The sequence below is a fragment of the Celeribacter sp. genome, from assembly GCF_048270365.1.
Lineage (GTDB): Bacteria > Pseudomonadota > Alphaproteobacteria > Rhodobacterales > Rhodobacteraceae > Celeribacter.
Genome location: NZ_JBLWTA010000004.1, coordinates 342,781 through 361,360 on the forward strand (window position 1 = coordinate 342,781; position 18,580 = coordinate 361,360).

An 18,580-nucleotide genomic window follows, 5' to 3' on the forward strand; every position below is an offset into this window, starting at 1 on the left:
CATGGTCGAATCGGGCGGCGTCATGCTACGCCTAGTGGTATGAATTCTCCGACACGCAACATAAGCCAAGAGACCCCGCGCCCCGTCATTCGTCAGCTTGACGAGGGTGCGATCAACCGTATTGCGGCGGGTGAGGTGGTCGAACGGCCTGCCTCCGCTGTCAAAGAGCTTGCTGAAAATGCCATCGACGCAGGTGCGCGGCGGATCGAAGTGGACTATGCCGATGGCGGCAAGACCCTCATTCGTATCACAGATGACGGCTGCGGGATGACGGCGGATGACCTGCCTCTCGCGCTTTCTCGCCATGCGACGTCGAAGATTGACGGCTCCGATTTGCTCGACATCCACACCTTTGGTTTTCGTGGCGAGGCACTGCCGTCGCTGGGTGCTGTCGGTCGGTTGAAAATCACCTCGCGCGCTGAAGGGGCCGAGGGCGTGACGCTCTCTGTGTCCGGCGGCAAGATGGAGCCGGTGAAACCCGCCGCCCTCACCCGTGGCACCGTGGTCGAGCTGCGCGATCTGTTCTACGCCACGCCCGCGCGCCTCAAATTCCTGCGCAGCGACCGGGCGGAGGCACAGGCGATTTCCGATGTGATCAAGCGTCTCGCCATGGCTGAACCCTATGTCGGCTTTACGCTTCGCGATGTCTCGGGCGGCGGCGAGGGGCGTGTGACCTTCCGCGCCGATCCGCAATCTGGTGATATGTTCGACGCGCTGCATGGGCGTTTGGCGACCGTCTTGGGCAAGGAGTTCGCCGAGAATGCGCTGGCGATTGATGCCGAACGCGAGGGGCTGACGCTCACCGGCTATGCCGCTCTGCCGACCTATTCGCGCGGCTCTGCCGTGGCGCAGTATCTGTTCGTCAATGGCCGTCCGGTGCGGGACAAATTGCTCGTTGGTGCGCTGCGCGGCGCCTATTTCGATTTCCTGTCCCGCGACCGTCATCCGGCGGCCTGTCTATTCATCGACTGCGATCCGCATCTGGTCGACGTCAACGTGCACCCGGCAAAATCCGAGGTGCGGTTCCGGGAGCCGGGCCTTGCACGCGGGCTGATTGTTTCTGCGCTGCGCCATGCTTTGGCCGAAGCCGGACACCGGGCCTCGACCACAGTTGCCAATGCGACGCTGGGCGCGATGCGGCCCGAGGTCACGGAACCCCGCGTCTATCAGATGGACCGCCCCTCACAGAGCTATTCCGCGCCCTATCGTCCCTCCTCTGAGGTGGTTGAGCAAAGTTACACGTGGCAAGCACCGGAACGTGCCGAGCCGATGACCACCCCGGGCTTTGCCGAAATGTCAGTGCCGTCTGCGCGGATGGAAGAAGTCGATGCGGCGCCTGTCACAGAGGCTTTGCCCTTGGGGGCCGCCCGCGCGCAGGTGCATGAGAATTACATCATCGCCCAGACCGAACGCGGTATCGTCATCGTCGATCAACATGCCGCACATGAGCGGTTGGTTTACGAGAAGCTGAAACATCAGATGGCGGAGCACGGCGTCAAGGCGCAGGCGCTTTTGATCCCGGAGATTGTCGAACTCTCTGCCAACGATGCGCAGATGCTTTTGGATCTGTCCGACGATCTCGCGAAGCTGGGTCTTGGCATCGAACCCTTTGGCGGCGGTGCGATTGCGGTGCGCGAGACGCCCGCCATTCTGGGCCGCGTAGACGCCAAGGCGATGATCGAGGACATCCTCGATGAGTTGGCCGATCTGGGGGACAGCTTCACGGTGCAGGCCAAAATCGAAGCGGTCCTGTCGCGTGTGGCCTGTCACGGCTCGATCCGCTCAGGCCGTCGGATGCACGCCGAAGAGATGAATGCGCTTTTGCGCGAGATGGAGGCGACGCCGCACTCCGGGCAATGCAACCACGGTCGGCCCACCTATGTGGAGCTGAAACTTTCCGACATCGAACGGCTTTTCGGACGCACATGACACTCGATTTTTCCGATCCCCTGACACTGGCTGCCGTGATCGGTGTGGCGGTGTTTCTGGTCTTTTTCATCCTTCTGATCGTGGTGCTGAAACGCTCCGGTGAGGCGGCGAAGATGGCTTTGCCGATTGCGCAGCAAATGAACCAGCTTGGCCAGCGGGTGCAGATGCTCTCCGACGGGCAACAACAGCTTGCCGGTGGGCTGACCCATGTGTCTGAGGCACAGGTCGCCTCGCAGACCAAGATGCTGGAGTTGATGGAAAAGCGCTTGGCCTTGGTGACCGAGACTATGAACGTGAACCTGCAAGGCTCCGCGCAGCGCACGGCGAAGTCATTGGGCGCGTTGCAGGAGCGGCTTGAGACCATCGACAAGGCGCAGGCCAATATCGAAAAGCTTTCGGGCAATGTGCTGTCGCTTCAGGACATCCTGTCGAACAAGCAAACGCGCGGGGCGTTTGGGGAAATTCAACTGAACGACATCGTGGGCAAGGCTCTGCCGCGCGACAGCTATACGCTTCAGGCGACGCTTTCAAACGGCAAGCGGGCCGACTGTCTCATTCACCTGCCGAATCCGCCGGGGCCGATTGCCATCGACAGTAAATTCCCACTGGAGGCCTATGAGGCGCTCAGACGTGCCGACACGCAATGGGAGTTGAATGAGGCCGCGAAACTGATGCGGCAGGCGGTGAAAAAACACATCTCCGATATTTCCGAGAAATACATCCTTGAGGGCGAAACGGCGGATGGTGCGCTGATGTTCCTGCCGTCCGAGGCGGTCTATGCGGAGCTTCACGCCAATTTTCCGGAGCTGGTGCGCGAAGGGTTCGACAAACGTGTCTGGATCGTGTCGCCGACAACTTGCATGGCGACGCTCAACACCATGCGGGCGATTCTCAAGGATGCGAGAATGCGTGAACAGGCGGGCGCCATTCGCAAGGAATTGTCGCTTTTGCATGGCGATGTCGAACGTCTCTGCACCCGTGTCGGCAATCTAGACCGGCATTTCGGACAGGCGGCGAAAGACCTCGAAGACATCAAAATCTCGGCGGAGAAAGCGGGCAAACGCGCGCACCGCCTCGACAATTTCGATTTCGAAGAACTGGCGAGCGATGCCGCGCCGGTTCCCCCTGCGCCGCTTGTGCAAAAGTCGTAAAGCGCGCTTCTCAAGCCTCTCTCTTTGACTTAGGTCATGTGCCGAAACAGATGTAAGATGCACACTCAGTCAGTCGAATGGAGGACCCCTGTCATGGATATCAGCCCGCACAAAGTTGCTTTTGTCATCGTGCGCGCGCGCGAGCTTGGGGCAAAAGTCGGTCGTTGGGATACGCCATCGGATGACGCCGATGGGGATACGATCCTTGAATCCCGCCCGTCGGATGGGACCGGGCGCGAGTTGCAAAGTTTCATCCGCGGTTTGAACGAGGATGAGAAAGCCGCGCTTGTGGCGATCATGTGGATCGGTCGCGAGACCTTCGACGATTACGCCGAAGCGTTTGAAACGGCAAAACAAGAGGCCATCGGGCCGACCGACAAATACCTCTTGGGCATTCCGCTTTTGCCGGATTACCTCGAGGACGGTCTGGAAAGTCTCGGTGTGGATACGTCCGAGATCGAAGATGAGATTTACCGCAAGGTGTAAGGCCGTCGCGAGAGAGATAAGGAAAGCGCCGCACGCTTGTGTGGCGCTTTTTTATGTCCGAGGCATGAGGGGGCCGGATTACACAGAATTGTGTGCAGATGTACACATTTCCTTTTGAATAAAAGAGCTTAGGTCTGTGCTGTGGCCGGCGCGACAGATGCCATGGCCCATGCCCTATGGGGCAAAATGTGATTTAAAAGGAGACCTCCCCATGAAAGCTCTTAGGTTCTACGCGGCGAAAGACCTTCGCATCGAAGAGATTGACGATATTCCCCAGCCGGGGCCCGGGCAGGTTGCGATCAAGAACAAATATGTCGGCATCTGCGGTACGGATTTGCATGAATATGTCGCCGGGCCGATTTTCGTTCCGGTCGAGCCGCATCCTTTCACCAAGGCACAAGCTCCGCAGGTTCTGGGCCATGAGTTCAGCGGCGAAGTGACCGCCGTGGGCGAAGGTGTGACCCATGTGAAACCGGGTGACCGTGTGTCGGTGCAACCGCTGGTGATGCCGCGTTCGGGCGACTATTTTGCCGACCGTGGATTGTTCCACCTGAGCGAAGATCTGGCACTTGTGGGGCTGAGCTGGATGTCCGGCGGTATGGCCGAAGCGGCCATCGTCAACGATTACAACGCCGTGAAAATCCCGGACAACATGAGTTGGGAAGAAGGCGCGCTGGTCGAGCCGACCGCCGTGGCCGTTTATGCCTGTGAGCGTGGCGAGGTGACGGCGGGTGATAGCGTGCTTGTGACCGGGGCTGGTCCGATTGGTATGCTCGCGATGCTCTCTGCGAAAGCCTATGGCGCGACGAAAATCTTCCTCTCCGATGTGAATGAAACCCGTCTGAAACTGGCGAAAGAGATTCTGCCGGAGGTCGTCACCTTCAACCCGACGAAGGACGACGTGGTGGCCGAGATTCGCGCTCAGACCGAAGGTGGCGTTGGCTGTGACAAGGTGATCGAGGCCTCGGGCAACGAAGCCGCGCTCAACACCGGGCTGCAAGCCGTGCGCAAACAGGGCACGATTGTTCAGGTCGGTCTGCACACCAAGGACAGCAAGCTGCATTGGCATGACGTGACCTTCAAAGACGTCGACGTGCGCGGTGCTTGGGCCTATCCGACGCATTACTGGCCGAAAGTGGTCGATCTGATCGCATCGGGTGCGATTCCGGCGGAGAAAGTCGTGACCAAGAAAATCGTGCTGGACGATGCCGTGACCGAAGGCTTTGACGCGCTGCTCGATGCCTCTGGTGAGCACGTCAAAATTCTGATCGACGTGACGAAGTAAGTCATCGTGACATCAAGGGTGGCGCGTCCGGTCTCGGGCGCGCCATTTTTATGCGATCCTCTCCTCCGCCCGCCTCTCCTCCGCCCGCCTGTGCGGAAATGGCGCTTGAGAACGCGGTTTGAAATCGGTCATGGCTTTTGCATGACGCAGAACGATGGGCGCGCACGCCTGACCATCTTTTTTCTCTGGATCACCGGGATTTTCGCCGCCGGGCAATTTGCCAAGGTCGCGGTCGCCTTCCCGCTGTTTCGCGCACTCTATCCGGGGCTGGGGCCAAAGCTCGGGTTTCTGATCTCGGCTTTGAGTGTGATGGGCCTCGTGTTCGGGTTGTTCGCCGGGATGATTCTGTCGCGCTACGGGTTTCGCAAATTGCTGATGCTGGCGCTGGGGCTTGGCGGGGCCTTGTCGCTGTTTCAGGCCAGCCAGCCCGCTTTCGGTCTGATGCTGGCCAGTCGTGTGCTTGAGGGCGCATCGCATCTCATGATCGTCGTTGCGGCGCCGACCCTGATCGGGCAAATCGCGCCGCCGACGTTTCGCAACACCGCCATGGCGCTTTGGAGCACGGTGTTTGCCGTGGCTTTCGCGGTGTTCTCATGGCTGGGGCTACCCTTGGCGGAGCGTTTTGGCCTGCCGGTTCTGTTGATCGTGCATGGGGGGCTGCTTTGGACCATGGCGTTGATTCTGTCCCGCCGTTTGCCGCCCGTGGTGCGGCGGGAGCCTGTGGCCGCATTGCGCCTGCGCGAGATCATGGCCAAACATGTGACGGCCTATTCCTCGCCCGCGATTGCCGCCCCTGCGGCGGGGTGGCTGTTCTATGCCATGGCCTTCGTGGCTCTCGTGACAGTGTTCCCGGACTTCGTCTCAAACGATCAGCGCGGGGTGATTTCCGGTGTGATGCCTCTGGCCGCTTTGAGCGTCTCGATGACGCTGGGCATCACTTTGCTGCGTTTCGTGTCTCCGATTGCGGTGCTGGTGAGCGGCTTTTCCATCGCGGCGATTCTGGCACTCTGCCTGGGCCTGAGCGGTGGGCAGGCGTGGGTTGCTGTGGCGATGATCGCCTCTTTGGGGTTCGTGCAGGCGGGGAGTTTCGCGTCGATCCCGGTTCTCAATACCTCGCATGAAGATCAGTCGCTGGCCAATGGCGCCTTGGCCCAGACCGGGAATGCGGGCAACCTGATCGGCACGCCTCTGTTGCTTTGGCTCGTGGAGCGGTTTGGTTTGTCGGGTCTGGTTGGTTTTGCTTGTGTCGTCTTTTGTTCCGGCGCGCTTGTGCACCTTTGGCTGGTGCGGCTCAGACGCAGGGTCTGAACAGGAATCAGACACAAAAAAACCGCCCGAAAATCGGGCGGCTTTTTTTAGTGATCGCTGATGATCTCAGCCCTGACGGGCTTTGAAACGGCGCTGCGTCTTGTTGATCACGTACACGCGGCCTTTACGGCGCACGACGCGGCAGTCGCGGTGCCGGTTCTTCAGCGAACGAAGCGAGTTACGAACTTTCATGTCCAGTCTCCTTGTCGCGGCGCCTGCGTGCGCCAGTTAAAACCAATCTGACCGGTCGGATGGTGGGCGTAACAAGGTTCGAACTTGTGACCCCTTCGATGTCAACGAAGTGCTCTACCACTGAGCTATACGCCCGTCCGTCCGTGGGAAACTGCGCCTTATTCGATGTTTCGCATGTGGTTAGACATGCAGCGTAACGAACAAGACGCGGGCATTTCCCGCGTCAGTCCGTGGGCGTATAAAAGGAGTCGGATGATTGTTCAAGAGCTTTTGACAGAGATTTTCGGTCCGCCCGCGTGTTTCTCCGGCGCGCTTAGCGTTTTTGCAAGAGAAAAGGGCGACGATGGGAGAGACTTGAGGCGTATTTTTCGTGAAATGAAGGTCTTCGGATTTTGAGAAAACGCACTATAGTTGTTTTGTGAAAGGACTTTAGATGATCCCAGCCCCCTATCTTTTGCAGCGCCCCGAACAGAGAACCTCCTCTGTGGTTTTCGCGTCGCCGCACAGCGGGCGGGCCTATCCGAAAGAGATGTTGGCGCATGGGCTGTTGGATGCCCTGCAACTGCGCTCCTCCGAGGATGCTCATGTGGATCGGATTTTTTCGCGCGTGCCGGAGTTCGGCGCGGTGCTGTTGTCTGCGACCTATCCGCGGGCCTGGGTCGATCTCAATCGCCGCTCCGACGAATTGGACCCCGCGCTCATTGAGGGCGTGCCGCGTGTCGGCATGAACCCTCGGATCGCCTCGGGGCTTGGGGTGATTCCGCGTGTGGTGTCTGGCGGGCGGGCGATTTATCGCGGCAAGATGAGCCGCGCCGCCGCGCAGGAGCGGCTGGATCAGGTCTGGACGCCCTATCATCGGCTTTTGCAATCCGTGCTCGAAGAATCGCATGCGCTGTTCGGTCAGGCGATTCTGATTGATTGCCATTCGATGCCGCGCGAGGCCCTGTCGACGGTGCGCACCGGGCAAAAGAAACGTCCTGAGATCATCATCGGCGATCGCTACGGGGCGTCGGCGAACCTCGACATCGTGAAAGCGGTCGAATCGGCGTTTCGGGCGCAGGGCTTTATCGTTTCGCGCAATGTGCCTTTCGCCGGTGCCTATGTGACGCAGCATTACGGGCGGCCCTCGCGACAGTTTCACGCCATTCAGGTCGAGATTGATCGCTCGCTCTATATGAACGAGGCGACGCTTGAGCCGCATCGCGACTTTGCGGCGTTTCGCGAGCGGATCACGGCGGCGGTTCGGATCATCACGGAGATCGGGACGGAACGCCTGCCGCTGGCGGCGGAATAAACGCGCTCAGCGTAGCGCGCGGCCTTTCACAATCGCATCTTTGCCAAAACGCTTGCGAATCTCGTCGCTGGCTTTTTCCGCCTTGGCCCTTTTGATGGCGTCCGGGTCGAGCAGATCGGGCGACAGATCGGCCTGAGACGCGGGCACGAGATCGGAAATGCCGATGCCGATCAGGCGAAATGGCCCCTGATCCAAAGCCGGGATCAGCAGATCGCGCGCGGTGCGGAACATTTTATCCGCGATATTCGTCGGCTCATGTAGCGTCACACGCCGCGTCAGGCTGGCGTGATTGGCGCGTTTGAGTTTCAGCGTCACGACGCGGCCCGCGATCTCCTTGGCTTTGCTGCGATCCGATACCTTTTGCGCCAAACGCCAAAGATGGCCTTCGAGCAGGTTGAGTGTGGCGATGTCGTCGGAAAACGTGGTCTCATTCGAGATGGATTTCACCGGACGATGGGCCGAAATGCGGCGCTTGTCCTCGCCGCGTGCCAGATGCCAAAGCCGATCCCCCATGGCGCCGAAACGGTGATGCAGATCGTCTTTTTCCCAACGCCTCAGATCGGTGAATGTCCGAATGCCGGCTTTGTCCAAAGCCCCCCGCGTCGCCTGCCCGACACCCCAAATGAGGCTCACCGGCTTGTCGGCAAGGAAGTCCATCGTCTCTGCTTGACCGATGATTGAAAACCCACGGGGTTTGTCGAGATCAGAGGCGATCTTGGCGAGGAATTTGTTGTGCGACAGCCCGATGGAGCCCGTCAGATGCAATTCCTCGCGCATCCGTTTCACCAAACGCGCGAGCATGACGGCGGGCGGGTGGCCGTGGAGTTTCGTGGTGCCTGTGAGGTCCATGAAGGCCTCGTCCAGAGACAGCGGTTCCACATCCGGGGTCAGCTCATTCATCATGTCGCGAATCTCGCGCGACGCGCTCACATAGGCCTCCATGCGGGGCTTTACGATCACGGCTTCGGGACACAACGCCAAAGCCTTGAACATCGGCATGGCGGAGCGCACGCCTTTGATCCGCGCGATATAACAGGCGGTGGTCACCACGCCGCGCTTTCCGCCGCCGACGATCACCGGTTTGTCGCGCAGCTCCGGATTGTCACGCTTTTCGACAGAGGCATAAAACGCATCGCAATCCATATGCGCAATCGACAGCGTGAACAGCTCTGGATGCGCCAAGACACGCGGCCGCCCACAGGCCGGACAACGCGAGCCGGTCTCAAATGTGGTCAGACAATCGCGGCAAATGGCGGGCATGTTTTGCTTCCTTGATGGGGGCACATCCTATACCCATCTGATCAAAGGGGCCATGTGCCTCATGATATCAGTTTGAGGGAAGGTTTCTCATGAATTCCATTGATCCGTTTCAGTTTTTGACCGGGGGCAATATCGTCACTCTGGCTTTGGCTGGTTTTATCATCCTGCTCGTTCTCAAAGGGGTGCGGATCGTCCCGCAATCGGAGAAATATGTGGTCGAACGCTTTGGTCGTCTGCGCACCGTGTTGGGGCCGGGGATCAATTTTATCGTGCCTCTGATCGACGTGGTGGCGCATAAAATTTCCATTCTTGAGCGCCAGCTTCCGAATGCGATGCAGGATGCGATCACTTCGGACAACGTGTTGGTCAAGGTCGAAACCTCCGTGTTTTATCGCATCATCGAGCCGGAAAAGACCGTGTACCGTATTCGCGACATCGACGGCGCGATTGCCACAACGGTGGCGGGGATCGTGCGGGCCGAGATCGGCAAGATGGAGCTCGACGAGGTGCAATCGAACCGCTCGCAATTGATTTCCACCATCAAGGCGTCTGTCGAAGATCAGGTGGACAATTGGGGCATCGAGGTGACGCGGGCCGAGGTGCTTGATGTGAACCTTGACGAGGCGACCCGCGCCGCGATGTTGCAGCAGCTCAATGCAGAACGTGCGCGCCGCGCCGCCGTGACCGAGGCCGAGGGTGAAAAACGCTCTGTCGAGCTGAACGCCGACGCCCAGCTTTACGCCGCCGAACAAGCCGCCAAAGCACGCCGGGTTCAGGCCGAGGCCGAAGCCTATGCGACTGCGGTTGTGGCCGAGGCCATTACGGACCACGGCATCGAATCCGCGCAATATCAGGTCGCGTTGAAACAGGTTGAGGCCTTGATCGCGCTTGGTGCAGGGCAGGGGCAGCAGACCGTTGTCGTGCCGGCCGCCGCGCTTGAGGCCTTTGGCGATGCGTTCAAACTTTTTAGAGGGAAAGCCTGATGCAAACGCCTGCCATGGAAAACGTCATGCTGTTGCAGCAATGGTGGGTCTGGGCGGTGGCGGCCATCGCCCTCATGGGGCTCGAAGTGCTGGCGCCCGGGTTCATTTTCCTTGGCTTCGGCGTGGGGGCCGGGATCGTGGCGCTTTTGCTGGCAGTTGGTCTCTTCGGCAGCAACATTGCCGTGATTCTCCTGATCTTCGCCGTGCTGTCTTTGGTGGCATGGCTGGTCATGCGTCAGGTGTTTGGTGTGCGCAAAGGCCAGGTGAAAGTCTGGGACAAGGACATCAATGACGATGTCTGAGGATTTTGGCCCCTTTGATGGGGCCAAGATCGCCATTTTGCGGGGCGATGACGTTCTGACGCTGTTGCGCGACGATCGCCCCGATATTCCCTATCCCAATCACTGGGACCTGCCGGGCGGCGGGCGTGAGGGGAATGAGACGCCGTTTGAGACCGTGGCGCGCGAATTATTCGAAGAGTTGTCCATCGAGATCGACCCCGCGCATGTGATCTATCACGTCGAGGAGCGGGGCTATACCAATCCCAATATGAAGGTGCATTTCTTCGTTGCCCGTTGGGAGACGCTGGCGGATGAGGCCATCCGTTTGGGCGATGAAGGGCAGGCTTGGGGCTGGATGCCTTTGCTGGAGTTCGTGCGACGGGAAGATGCGGTGATCTCTCTGCGCGGGCGGCTTGAGCGCTACCTGCGCTGGCAGGAGCGGAACTGATCCTGGAACTTTTGGCCAAGGCGTTGCGTTGTTTCCCCGAATGGACATGAAACGCAAAGGAAAAGCTCATGGCACAAAATGAGTCTTACAACCAAAGCTCTGGCAACGGTGGCCTGTACTTTATTCTTGGCGCAGTGGTCGTTGTCCTGGGCGTGATCCTCTACGTGGTCATGGGCGGTGATGCGACGCCGATGACAACGGATGGTGGTGACGGCGCCTCCGTGACGATCAACAACGATGCGCCGGACAACGGTGGCTCTGCCTCCGTGACGACCGAAGAACCCGCCGCAGATGACGCGCAGCCTGCGGAATAAACCTGCACATATATTAAAGAGAAACGGCGCCCTCTTGAGGCGCCGTTTTTGTATCAGGCTTTTTTTGTATCAGGCTTTGGCGATTTCGTCCTGGATCTCCAGCGCGGCCTTGCGCGGGTCCTTGGCCTGCCAGATCGGGCGACCGACGACGATGTGATCGACCCCGTCCTGAATCGCCTGCGCTGGTGTGGCGACGCGTTTTTGATCGCCGAGGGCTGCGCCTGCCGGGCGCACGCCGGGGGTGACGATGAGCTTGCCCGCCGCTTCGGGCAGGGCGCGGATCAATGCGGCCTCCTGCGGCGAGGCGATGATGCCATCGGCCCCGGCGGCAAAAGCATTGCCGGCACGCTCCTGCACCAGATCGCGAATCTCGCCCTCTTTGATCAACGCACCGTCAAGATCGGCGCGGTCCAGAGAGGTCAGGATGGTGACGGCAAGGATTTTCGTTTGCGACCCGGAGGCGCCTTCTTTGGCGGCTTTGACCACATAGGGGTCGCCATGCACGGTCAGGAAATCCATGTCATATTGCGCCACGCCGCGCACAGCGTTTTCGACCGTCGCGCCGATGTCGAAGAATTTCATATCGAGGAAAATCTTTTTCCCCTGTTCCTGTTTCAACTCGTTGGCCAGCGCAAAGCCGCCGCCGGTGAGCATGCCAAGCCCGATCTTATAGAAAGACACGGCGTCACCAATGCGATTGGCCAGTTCCAGCCCCTGCACCACGTTGGGAACGTCGAGGGCAACAATCAGTCGGTCGTCTGCGGTGTCGTAAGCGGTCATGGGGGCATATCCTTTAAAAGACAGGTTGCCTCTCCATCCGCATTTATCCCAGTGGGGTCAAGCCCTCGGTCCCGCGCGCGGGATCGTTTGCTTATGCCGTCAATCGCCCGCTGTCGGCGGCGGTGTCCGCCACGCGTTTCAGATGCGCGACATTGGCGCCGCGCCCGCGTGCCCGCAACGCCCGCGCCCTTAGAACAAGCCCGCGCGAAATGGTTTCGAAATCGGCGGTGATCGGCGCTTGGATTGCGACCGGGTAGGTGACTTTCTCAAAGGCCTCGTGAAAAACGACCTTGGCCTCATAGCTTTGCTCTACGGCATTATAGGTGAGACCCTGAACTTCTGCTCCATAGCTCTGCATGGTCTGAACTCCTTGCGTGCTCTGCGTGCTGTTTTACCTCCAACGCGGCAGGTTCAAATTTGTTCCAATTTTGCAACAGGTCCTCTTGCGGGGGGCGGGCGCGATCCCCATTTAGATCGGGAAGGTCCCGACCCTCATGCGTGCCGCAAAGCGGGCGCGGACATCCAACCGGGGCGCTTGTTAAGAGGAGAGACGGTATGAACATGGAAAAGTTCACCGAACGGTCGCGTGGTTTCCTTCAGGCCGCGCAAACGATTGCGATGCGGGAGAGCCATCAGGCTCTGAAACCCGAACATCTTTTGAAGGCATTGCTTGATGACGAAGAGGGCTTTGCCGCCAACCTGATTTCGAATGCAGGGGGCGATGCGAAAGCTGTGCTGGCCGCCAATGAGGCTGCTGTAAACAAATTGCCAAAGGTCTCCGGCGATGCTGGCCAGACCTATCTGGACCAACAGACCGCGAAAGTGCTCGATGAGGCCGAAAAGCTTGCCAAGAAGGCAGGCGACAGTTTCGTGCCGGTCGAACGCATGTTGACCGCTTTGGCGATCACCAGATCGGGCGCGAAAGATGCGCTGGAGGCCGGTGGAATCACGGCGCAGAAACTCAACGCCGCGATCAATGACATTCGCAAAGGCCGCACCGCCGACAGTGCCTCCGCCGAAGACGGCTATGAGGCGCTGAAGAAATACGCGCGCGACCTGACCGAGGCCGCCGAGGAAGGCAAGATCGATCCTATTATTGGCCGTGACGAAGAAATTCGCCGCTCGATGCAGGTTTTGTCGCGTCGGACCAAGAACAACCCTGTTCTCATCGGGGAGCCGGGCGTGGGGAAAACCGCGATTGCCGAGGGCCTCGCCCTGCGGATCATCAACGGTGACGTGCCCGAGAGCCTCAAGAACAAGCGTCTCTTGGCGCTCGATATGGGGGCGCTGATTGCCGGTGCGAAATATCGCGGGGAATTCGAGGAACGTCTGAAATCCATCCTCAAAGAGATCGAGGCCGCCGCTGGCGAAATCATTCTCTTTATCGACGAGATGCACACGCTTGTGGGCGCGGGCAAATCGGACGGGGCGATGGATGCCGCCAACCTGATCAAACCGGCGCTGGCGCGTGGCGAGCTTCACTGTGTGGGTGCGACCACTTTGGATGAGTACCGCAAATATGTGGAAAAAGACGCGGCTCTGGCCCGTCGTTTCCAACCTGTGATGGTTGAGGAGCCGACGGTCGAGGACACGGTCTCCATTCTGCGCGGCATCAAAGAGAAGTACGAGCTTCACCACGGGGTGCGGATTTCCGACAGTGCGCTGGTTGCGGCTGCGACGCTCAGCCATCGCTACATCACGGACCGGTTCCTGCCGGACAAGGCCATCGATCTTGTCGACGAGGCGGCGTCGCGTCTGCGGATGGAAGTGGACAGCAAACCCGAAGAGCTTGATGCGCTCGACCGTCAGATCCTTCAGCTTCAGATCGAAGCCGAAGCCCTCAAGAAAGAGGATGACGACGCGTCCAAACACCGTCTGGCCAAACTCGAACAGGAGCTGGCCGATCTCATGGAGAAATCCGATGCGATGACGGCAAAATGGGAAGCGGAGCGTCAGAAGCTCGAAGGCACCCGTGATCTGAAAGAGCGACTCGATCAGGCGCGCGCGGCGTTGGAAATCGCCAAACGTGAAGGCAATCTGGCGAAAGCCGGGGAGCTGTCCTACGGCGTGATCCCGCAGCTCGAAAAACAGATCGCAGAAGCCGGGGACACCGAAGCCGAAGGCGATCTCATGGTCGAAGAGGCCGTGCGTCCCGAACAGATCGCCGAGGTGGTCGAACGCTGGACGGGGATTCCGACGTCGAAAATGCTCGAAGGCGAGCGGGAGAAACTTTTGCGGATGGAAGATGGCCTGCACAAACGGGTCATCGGTCAGGAAGCCGCCGTCCACGCCGTCGCCAATGCGGTGCGTCGTGCACGGGCCGGGCTTAATGACGAAAACCGTCCGCTGGGGTCCTTCCTCTTCCTCGGGCCGACGGGTGTCGGGAAAACCGAGCTGACGAAAGCGGTCGCGGAGTTCCTGTTTGACGACGACAATGCGATGGTCCGCATCGACATGTCCGAGTTCATGGAGAAACACGCGGTGTCGCGTCTGATCGGTGCGCCTCCGGGCTATGTCGGCTATGACGAAGGCGGGGTTTTGACCGAAGCCGTACGGCGTCGTCCCTATCAGGTCGTGCTGTTCGATGAGGTCGAAAAGGCCCACCCGGATGTGTTCAACGTGCTGTTGCAGGTCTTGGACGATGGTGTGCTGACCGATGGTCAGGGCCGCACCGTGGACTTTAAACAGACACTGATCATCCTGACGTCGAACCTCGGGTCGCAGGCGCTGAGCCAATTGCCCGAAGGTGTCGACAGCGCGACGGCGAAACGCGACGTGATGGACGCGGTGCGGGCGCATTTCCGCCCCGAGTTCCTGAACCGTCTCGATGAGACGATCATCTTTGATCGCCTTGGCCGTCAGGACATGGGCGGGATTGTCGAGATCCAGCTGGCGCGGCTCGAAAAACGTCTGGCGAAACGCAATATTTCGCTGGCGATTGATGAGGGCGCCAAGGTCTGGCTCGCCGACGAAGGCTATGACCCGGTGTTCGGTGCACGTCCGCTGAAACGCGTGATCCAACGCGCGTTGCAGGATCCGCTTGCCGAGCTGCTCTTGGCGGGCGACGTCAAGGATGGCGATGCGATCCCGGTGTCTGCGGGCTCTGAGGGGCTGATCCTGGGCGAGCGCACGGGGGCTTCGCATAAGCCGAAGCCGGAAGATGCAGTCGTCCACTGATCGTTCCAGGACTGATCAGAAAGGAAAGCGGCCCTATTATAGGGCCGCTTTCGTATGCAAAAGAATACTGTTTTTAACGCTAACAAAGCTACCTTTACAGTTGTCTTCTGCCGCCTTTCTGTCAGGTTCAGGCACGAGATACCTGAAACAAAGAGGCATTCTATGACGTTTTGGCACTGGGCGATGATGGCGCTGCAAGTCTTGGCTCTGTTGTTCGTGGTTGCCATAGGTGTGGTCGCACTTGCGGCCTTGGCATTTTACGTTTTGGATAAACGCCAGACCCGTGATGCGATCCTGCGCAACTATCCGGTGATCGGGCACTTCAGGCATTGGTTCTCCACGCTGGGCGAATTCTTTCGTCAGTATTTCTTTGCCATGGATCGCGAGGAGATGCCCTTTAACCGCGCGCAGCGGGATTGGATTTACCGGGCCTCCGACGGCAAGGGCAACACGGTGGCTTTCGGTTCGACGCGTTCGCTGTCGATCCCCGGTACGCCGATTTTCATGAACGCCGCCTTTCCGCCGCTTGATGACCAATTCGCGACCACCGATCCGATGACCATCGGACAGCATTGCCGCGTGCCTTATAATGCCACGTCGATTTTCAACATTTCCGGCATGTCCTATGGCGCGATTTCCAAGCCCGCGGTTCTTGCGCTTTCGAAAGGTGCGAAAGAGGCGGGGATTTGGCTCAACACCGGGGAAGGGGGGCTGTCGCCCTTCCACCTCGAAGGTGGGGCGGATCTGGTCTATCAGATCGGCACGGCGAAATACGGCATTCGCGACGAAGCTGGCAATCTCGATGACGACAAACTGCGCGCCATGGCGGCGCATGAGCAGGTCAAGATGTTCGAGATCAAGCTGTCTCAGGGCGCCAAGCCCGGCAAGGGTGGTATCCTGCCCGCCGCCAAGATCACGCCGGAGATCGCCGCCATTCGCGGGTTGCGTCCGGGGGAGGACGGGATTTCCCCGAACCGTCACCGCGAGGTGGACGATTTCGGCGATCTGTTGGATTTCATCAACCACATCCGCGATGTGACCGGCAAACCGGTCGGCTTCAAATTTGTTGTGGGGTCCTCGCGTCCGTGGGCCAAGTTCTTTGAACTGATCAAAGAGCGCGGCGATGAATATGCGCCGGACTTCATCACCATCGACGGCGGCGAAGGCGGCACGGGGGCGGCGCCGATGCCGCTCATTGACCTTGTGGGCATGCCGATCAAGGAAGCGCTCATTCGTATTGTGGACTTGCGCGACAAATACGGTCTGCATGATCGCATTCGGATCGTCGCCGCCGGCAAGCTGGTGAACCCGGCCGATGTGGCTTGGGCGATCTGTGCGGGGGCTGACTTTGTCTGTTCCGCGCGGGGCTTTATGTTCTCCTTGGGCTGTATTCAGGCCCTAAAGTGCAACAAGAACACCTGTCCCACCGGCATCACCACCCACGATCCGCATTTGCAGGCCGGTCTCGTGGTGCAGGACAAATACAAGAAAGTGGCGGCCTACGCGAAAACCACCACCAAAGAGTTGGAGATGATCGCGCATTCCGTTGGTGTGTTGGAGCCGCGTCAGATGCGGCGGCGGCATGTGCGGATCGTTCAAGCGGATGGCACATCTGTCCCGCTGGACCGGATCGTGCCGAGTTTCCACCGCGAAGAATACGAGGATGGGGCGGAAAGTTACAAAATCCAAACGCAGTTGTGAGATGAGTTTGGTTTGTGATGCGGGGCGTCCGGGGTAGCGTTTTCTTAAAGCCTCAGGAGGACCCCATGTCGGCCAAGTACAATCTGCCCTATTCGCAAGTGACGCCGGAGACGGCCTATCTCAACCGCCGCGCCGTGATGGCCGGCTTTGCCGGCGCGGGCCTATTGGCGGCCACGGGCGCCCATGCACAGGACATGCCGGATTTTGAGATCAAAGGGTTCGACACCACGGAAAAGCCGAACACCTTTGAAGAGATCACCAGCTACAACAATTTCTACGAATTCGGCACAGGTAAAGAAGACCCAGCCCGCAATGCGCATACATTGACCACCGATCCCTGGTCCGTAGAGATCGACGGCATGGTCGAGCGGCCCGGCTCCTATGGTTTGGGCGATATTCTGGCGAAGGTCGACATCGACGAGCGCATCTACCGGTTCCGCTGTGTCGAGGCCTGGTCGATGGTCATTCCGTGGAATGGGTTTGAGCTGAACCAATTGCTCAATCTCGCGGGGGTTCAGCCCTCCGCCAAATATGTCCGCTTCGAAACGCTCTATCGTCCCGAAGAAATGCCGGGGCAGAAACGCGCCATTTTGGACTGGCCTTATGTCGAGGGATTGCGGCTCGATGAGGCGATGCATCCGCTGGCCCTCATGGCGACCGGGCTTTATGGCAAAGAGCTGCCCAATCAGAACGGCGCGCCGCTTCGGTTGGTGGTGCCGTGGAAATACGGGTTCAAGTCGATCAAGTCGGTGGTGAAGATCACGCTGCAAGAAGAGCAGCCGGTGAACACCTGGAAAGCGACGAACCATCGCGAGTATGGATTCTATTCCAATGTGAACCCGGAGGTCAGCCATCCGCGTTGGTCGCAGGCCTCTGAGCGGCGCATCGGCGGCGGGCTCTTTGCCTCGCGCATCGCGACGGTGAAATTCAACGGTTACGAAGAGCAGGTCGGCGATCTCTATCGCGGTCTGGACCTGTCGAAGAACTACTGATGATCGACCGTCTCAACCGCCTCGCCCGCAAAATTCCGACCTGGCCGCTCTATCTCGGCGCGCTGATCCCGCCTGCGTGGTATTTCTATGCGGGCCTCACCGGTCAGTTGGGTGTCGATCCCGTCAAGGCGATGGAGCACAAGATCGGGCTCTTGGGGCTACAGGTTCTGATCGCTTCTCTATGTGTGACGCCGCTGCGCCGTCACCTCGGGTTGAACCTCATCAAGTTCCGTCGCGCGCTGGGCTTGATCGCCTTCTTCTATATCGTGCTGCATCTCACGGTCTGGATCGTGCTTGATGTGCAGATCATGTCTCAGATCATCGCGGACATTTATAAGCGTCCTTATATCACCATTGGCATGGCGGGGTTCGTGCTGATGATCCCCTTGGCCGCGACTTCCTATAATGCCGCGATCCGCAAGCTCGGCCGGAATTGGCGTCAGTTGCATAAGCTGGTCTATCCGGCGGTGCTCTTGGGGGGCGTGCATTTCGTGATGCTGCGCAAAGGCTGGCAACTGGAGCCTCTGCTCTACGTGGCGGCGATTGTCGTGCTTTTGCTTCTGCGCGTGCCGATGCGGCGCAAAGTGATGCGCCCGAGCTGAATGATTCCGACCGATTCACCCGAGTCACCCGCGAGTCGGGGAAAGAGTCGGGCGATTCACCCGCGATTCATCTCCTGAATCGGGGGTGAATCGGCGGATTGAATGAAGCGAATACCAAATGTTGCGTGACCTCATGTGGATAACCGCAATTCGTTTCGTTAGTGCCTGATGCCTTCTGCCGCCCTGGCGTCCGAAGAGGCCGTATTGTCGAAAACTTCAACAAAAATTTATTATATAAATCAGTTATTTAATACGCTTTCTGAGGAAACCGTCATTTTTTTTAAAAAAGCGCTTGCGGGTTCTGGGTGTTCGCCTTAGAACCCCCTTCACCGGCGGCGCAGACAGCGCAGCACGGGACGCCAGACGGAACGGACGGGACGCCAACGAGGGGTTCTAG

Annotated in this window: 18 protein-coding genes and 1 tRNA gene; 14 read left to right on the forward strand and 5 right to left on the reverse strand. The window is 59.2% G+C overall.

What is annotated here, in order from left to right; genetic code table 11:
* Positions 1-39: 39 nt before the first annotated feature.
* The 5 genes from mutL (at position 40) to ACN0X0_RS08245 (ending at position 6,159) form a co-directional block, all read left to right on the forward strand.
* Positions 40-1,929 carry a DNA mismatch repair endonuclease MutL gene (gene mutL / locus ACN0X0_RS08225; protein ID WP_417278745.1) on the forward strand — a complete coding sequence of 630 codons (1,890 nt, stop codon included), beginning with the start codon at positions 40-42 and terminating at the stop codon, positions 1,927-1,929.
* Entirely contained in the window at positions 1,926-3,080 is a 1,155-nt protein-coding gene (locus ACN0X0_RS08230; RefSeq protein WP_417278746.1) for a DNA recombination protein RmuC, read from the forward strand. The genes mutL and ACN0X0_RS08230 overlap by 4 nt, the downstream gene beginning before the upstream one ends.
* A gap of 93 nt (positions 3,081-3,173) precedes the next feature.
* On the forward strand, positions 3,174-3,566 hold the full coding sequence (locus tag ACN0X0_RS08235) for a DUF3775 domain-containing protein (protein WP_167601358.1): 393 nt from the start codon (positions 3,174-3,176) through the stop codon (positions 3,564-3,566).
* A gap of 211 nt (positions 3,567-3,777) precedes the next feature.
* Entirely contained in the window at positions 3,778-4,851 is a 1,074-nt protein-coding gene (locus ACN0X0_RS08240) for a 2,3-butanediol dehydrogenase (protein ID WP_417278747.1), read from the forward strand.
* A gap of 141 nt (positions 4,852-4,992) precedes the next feature.
* The gene (locus ACN0X0_RS08245) at positions 4,993-6,159 is read left to right on the forward strand and encodes an MFS transporter (protein ID WP_417278748.1); all 1,167 of its coding nucleotides are present in this window, start codon (positions 4,993-4,995) and stop codon (positions 6,157-6,159) included.
* 66 nt (positions 6,160-6,225) lie between these two features.
* On the opposite strand, the gene ykgO is transcribed toward ACN0X0_RS08245, so the two are convergent.
* Positions 6,226-6,351 carry a type B 50S ribosomal protein L36 gene (gene ykgO, locus ACN0X0_RS08250; protein ID WP_005850168.1) on the reverse strand — a complete coding sequence of 42 codons (126 nt, stop codon included), beginning with the start codon at positions 6,349-6,351 and terminating at the stop codon, positions 6,226-6,228.
* Positions 6,352-6,411: 60 nt separating this feature from the next.
* Positions 6,412-6,486: transfer RNA gene (locus ACN0X0_RS08255), tRNA-Val, on the reverse strand.
* A gap of 298 nt (positions 6,487-6,784) precedes the next feature.
* Here ACN0X0_RS08255 and ACN0X0_RS08260 point away from each other — a divergent pair.
* A complete protein-coding gene (locus tag ACN0X0_RS08260) occupies positions 6,785-7,645 on the forward strand; it encodes an N-formylglutamate amidohydrolase (RefSeq protein WP_417278749.1) in 861 nt (286 codons plus the stop codon).
* Positions 7,646-7,651: 6 nt separating this feature from the next.
* On the opposite strand, the gene ACN0X0_RS08265 is transcribed toward ACN0X0_RS08260, so the two are convergent.
* On the reverse strand, positions 7,652-8,905 hold the full coding sequence (locus ACN0X0_RS08265) for a DNA polymerase IV (protein WP_417278750.1): 1,254 nt from the start codon (positions 8,903-8,905) through the stop codon (positions 7,652-7,654).
* A gap of 89 nt (positions 8,906-8,994) precedes the next feature.
* On the opposite strand from ACN0X0_RS08265, the gene ACN0X0_RS08270 reads away from it, so the two are divergent.
* The 4 genes from ACN0X0_RS08270 (at position 8,995) to ACN0X0_RS08285 (ending at position 10,931) form a co-directional block, all read left to right on the forward strand.
* Complete coding sequence (locus ACN0X0_RS08270; RefSeq protein ID WP_417278751.1) at positions 8,995-9,888, forward strand: SPFH domain-containing protein; 894 nt, start codon at positions 8,995-8,997, stop codon at positions 9,886-9,888.
* On the forward strand, positions 9,888-10,190 hold the full coding sequence (locus tag ACN0X0_RS08275) for an NfeD family protein (protein ID WP_417278752.1): 303 nt from the start codon (positions 9,888-9,890) through the stop codon (positions 10,188-10,190). Before ACN0X0_RS08270 ends, ACN0X0_RS08275 begins: the two co-directional genes overlap by 1 nt.
* Positions 10,177-10,617 (forward strand): NUDIX hydrolase, encoded by a 441-nt coding sequence (locus ACN0X0_RS08280; protein ID WP_417278753.1) that lies wholly within the window; start codon positions 10,177-10,179, stop codon positions 10,615-10,617. Before ACN0X0_RS08275 ends, ACN0X0_RS08280 begins: the two co-directional genes overlap by 14 nt.
* 68 nt (positions 10,618-10,685) lie before the next feature.
* Positions 10,686-10,931 (forward strand): hypothetical protein, encoded by a 246-nt coding sequence (locus ACN0X0_RS08285; protein WP_417278754.1) that lies wholly within the window; start codon positions 10,686-10,688, stop codon positions 10,929-10,931.
* Positions 10,932-11,000: 69 nt separating this feature from the next.
* Here ACN0X0_RS08285 and pyrF read toward each other — a convergent pair whose 3' ends face one another.
* On the reverse strand, positions 11,001-11,711 hold the full coding sequence (gene pyrF, locus ACN0X0_RS08290; RefSeq protein WP_417278755.1) for an orotidine-5'-phosphate decarboxylase: 711 nt from the start codon (positions 11,709-11,711) through the stop codon (positions 11,001-11,003).
* Between the two features lie 91 nt (positions 11,712-11,802).
* Positions 11,803-12,069, reverse strand: coding sequence for a hypothetical protein (locus tag ACN0X0_RS08295; protein ID WP_417278756.1), 267 nt, complete (start codon positions 12,067-12,069; stop codon positions 11,803-11,805).
* Positions 12,070-12,266: 197 nt separating this feature from the next.
* On the opposite strand from ACN0X0_RS08295, the gene clpB reads away from it, so the two are divergent.
* The 4 genes from clpB (at position 12,267) to msrQ (ending at position 18,183) form a co-directional block, all read left to right on the forward strand.
* Positions 12,267-14,888 carry an ATP-dependent chaperone ClpB gene (gene clpB / locus ACN0X0_RS08300; protein ID WP_417278757.1) on the forward strand — a complete coding sequence of 874 codons (2,622 nt, stop codon included), beginning with the start codon at positions 12,267-12,269 and terminating at the stop codon, positions 14,886-14,888.
* Between the two features lie 162 nt (positions 14,889-15,050).
* Entirely contained in the window at positions 15,051-16,589 is a 1,539-nt protein-coding gene (locus tag ACN0X0_RS08305; RefSeq protein ID WP_417262245.1) for an FMN-binding glutamate synthase family protein, read from the forward strand.
* Positions 16,590-16,654: 65 nt separating this feature from the next.
* Positions 16,655-17,581: a protein-methionine-sulfoxide reductase catalytic subunit MsrP gene (gene msrP, locus ACN0X0_RS08310; protein ID WP_417278758.1), complete on the forward strand. Its 927-nt coding sequence runs from the start codon at positions 16,655-16,657 to the stop codon at positions 17,579-17,581.
* Complete coding sequence (gene msrQ, locus ACN0X0_RS08315) at positions 17,581-18,183, forward strand: protein-methionine-sulfoxide reductase heme-binding subunit MsrQ (protein WP_417278759.1); 603 nt, start codon at positions 17,581-17,583, stop codon at positions 18,181-18,183. Before msrP ends, msrQ begins: the two co-directional genes overlap by 1 nt.
* Positions 18,184-18,580: the final 397 nt, after the last annotated feature.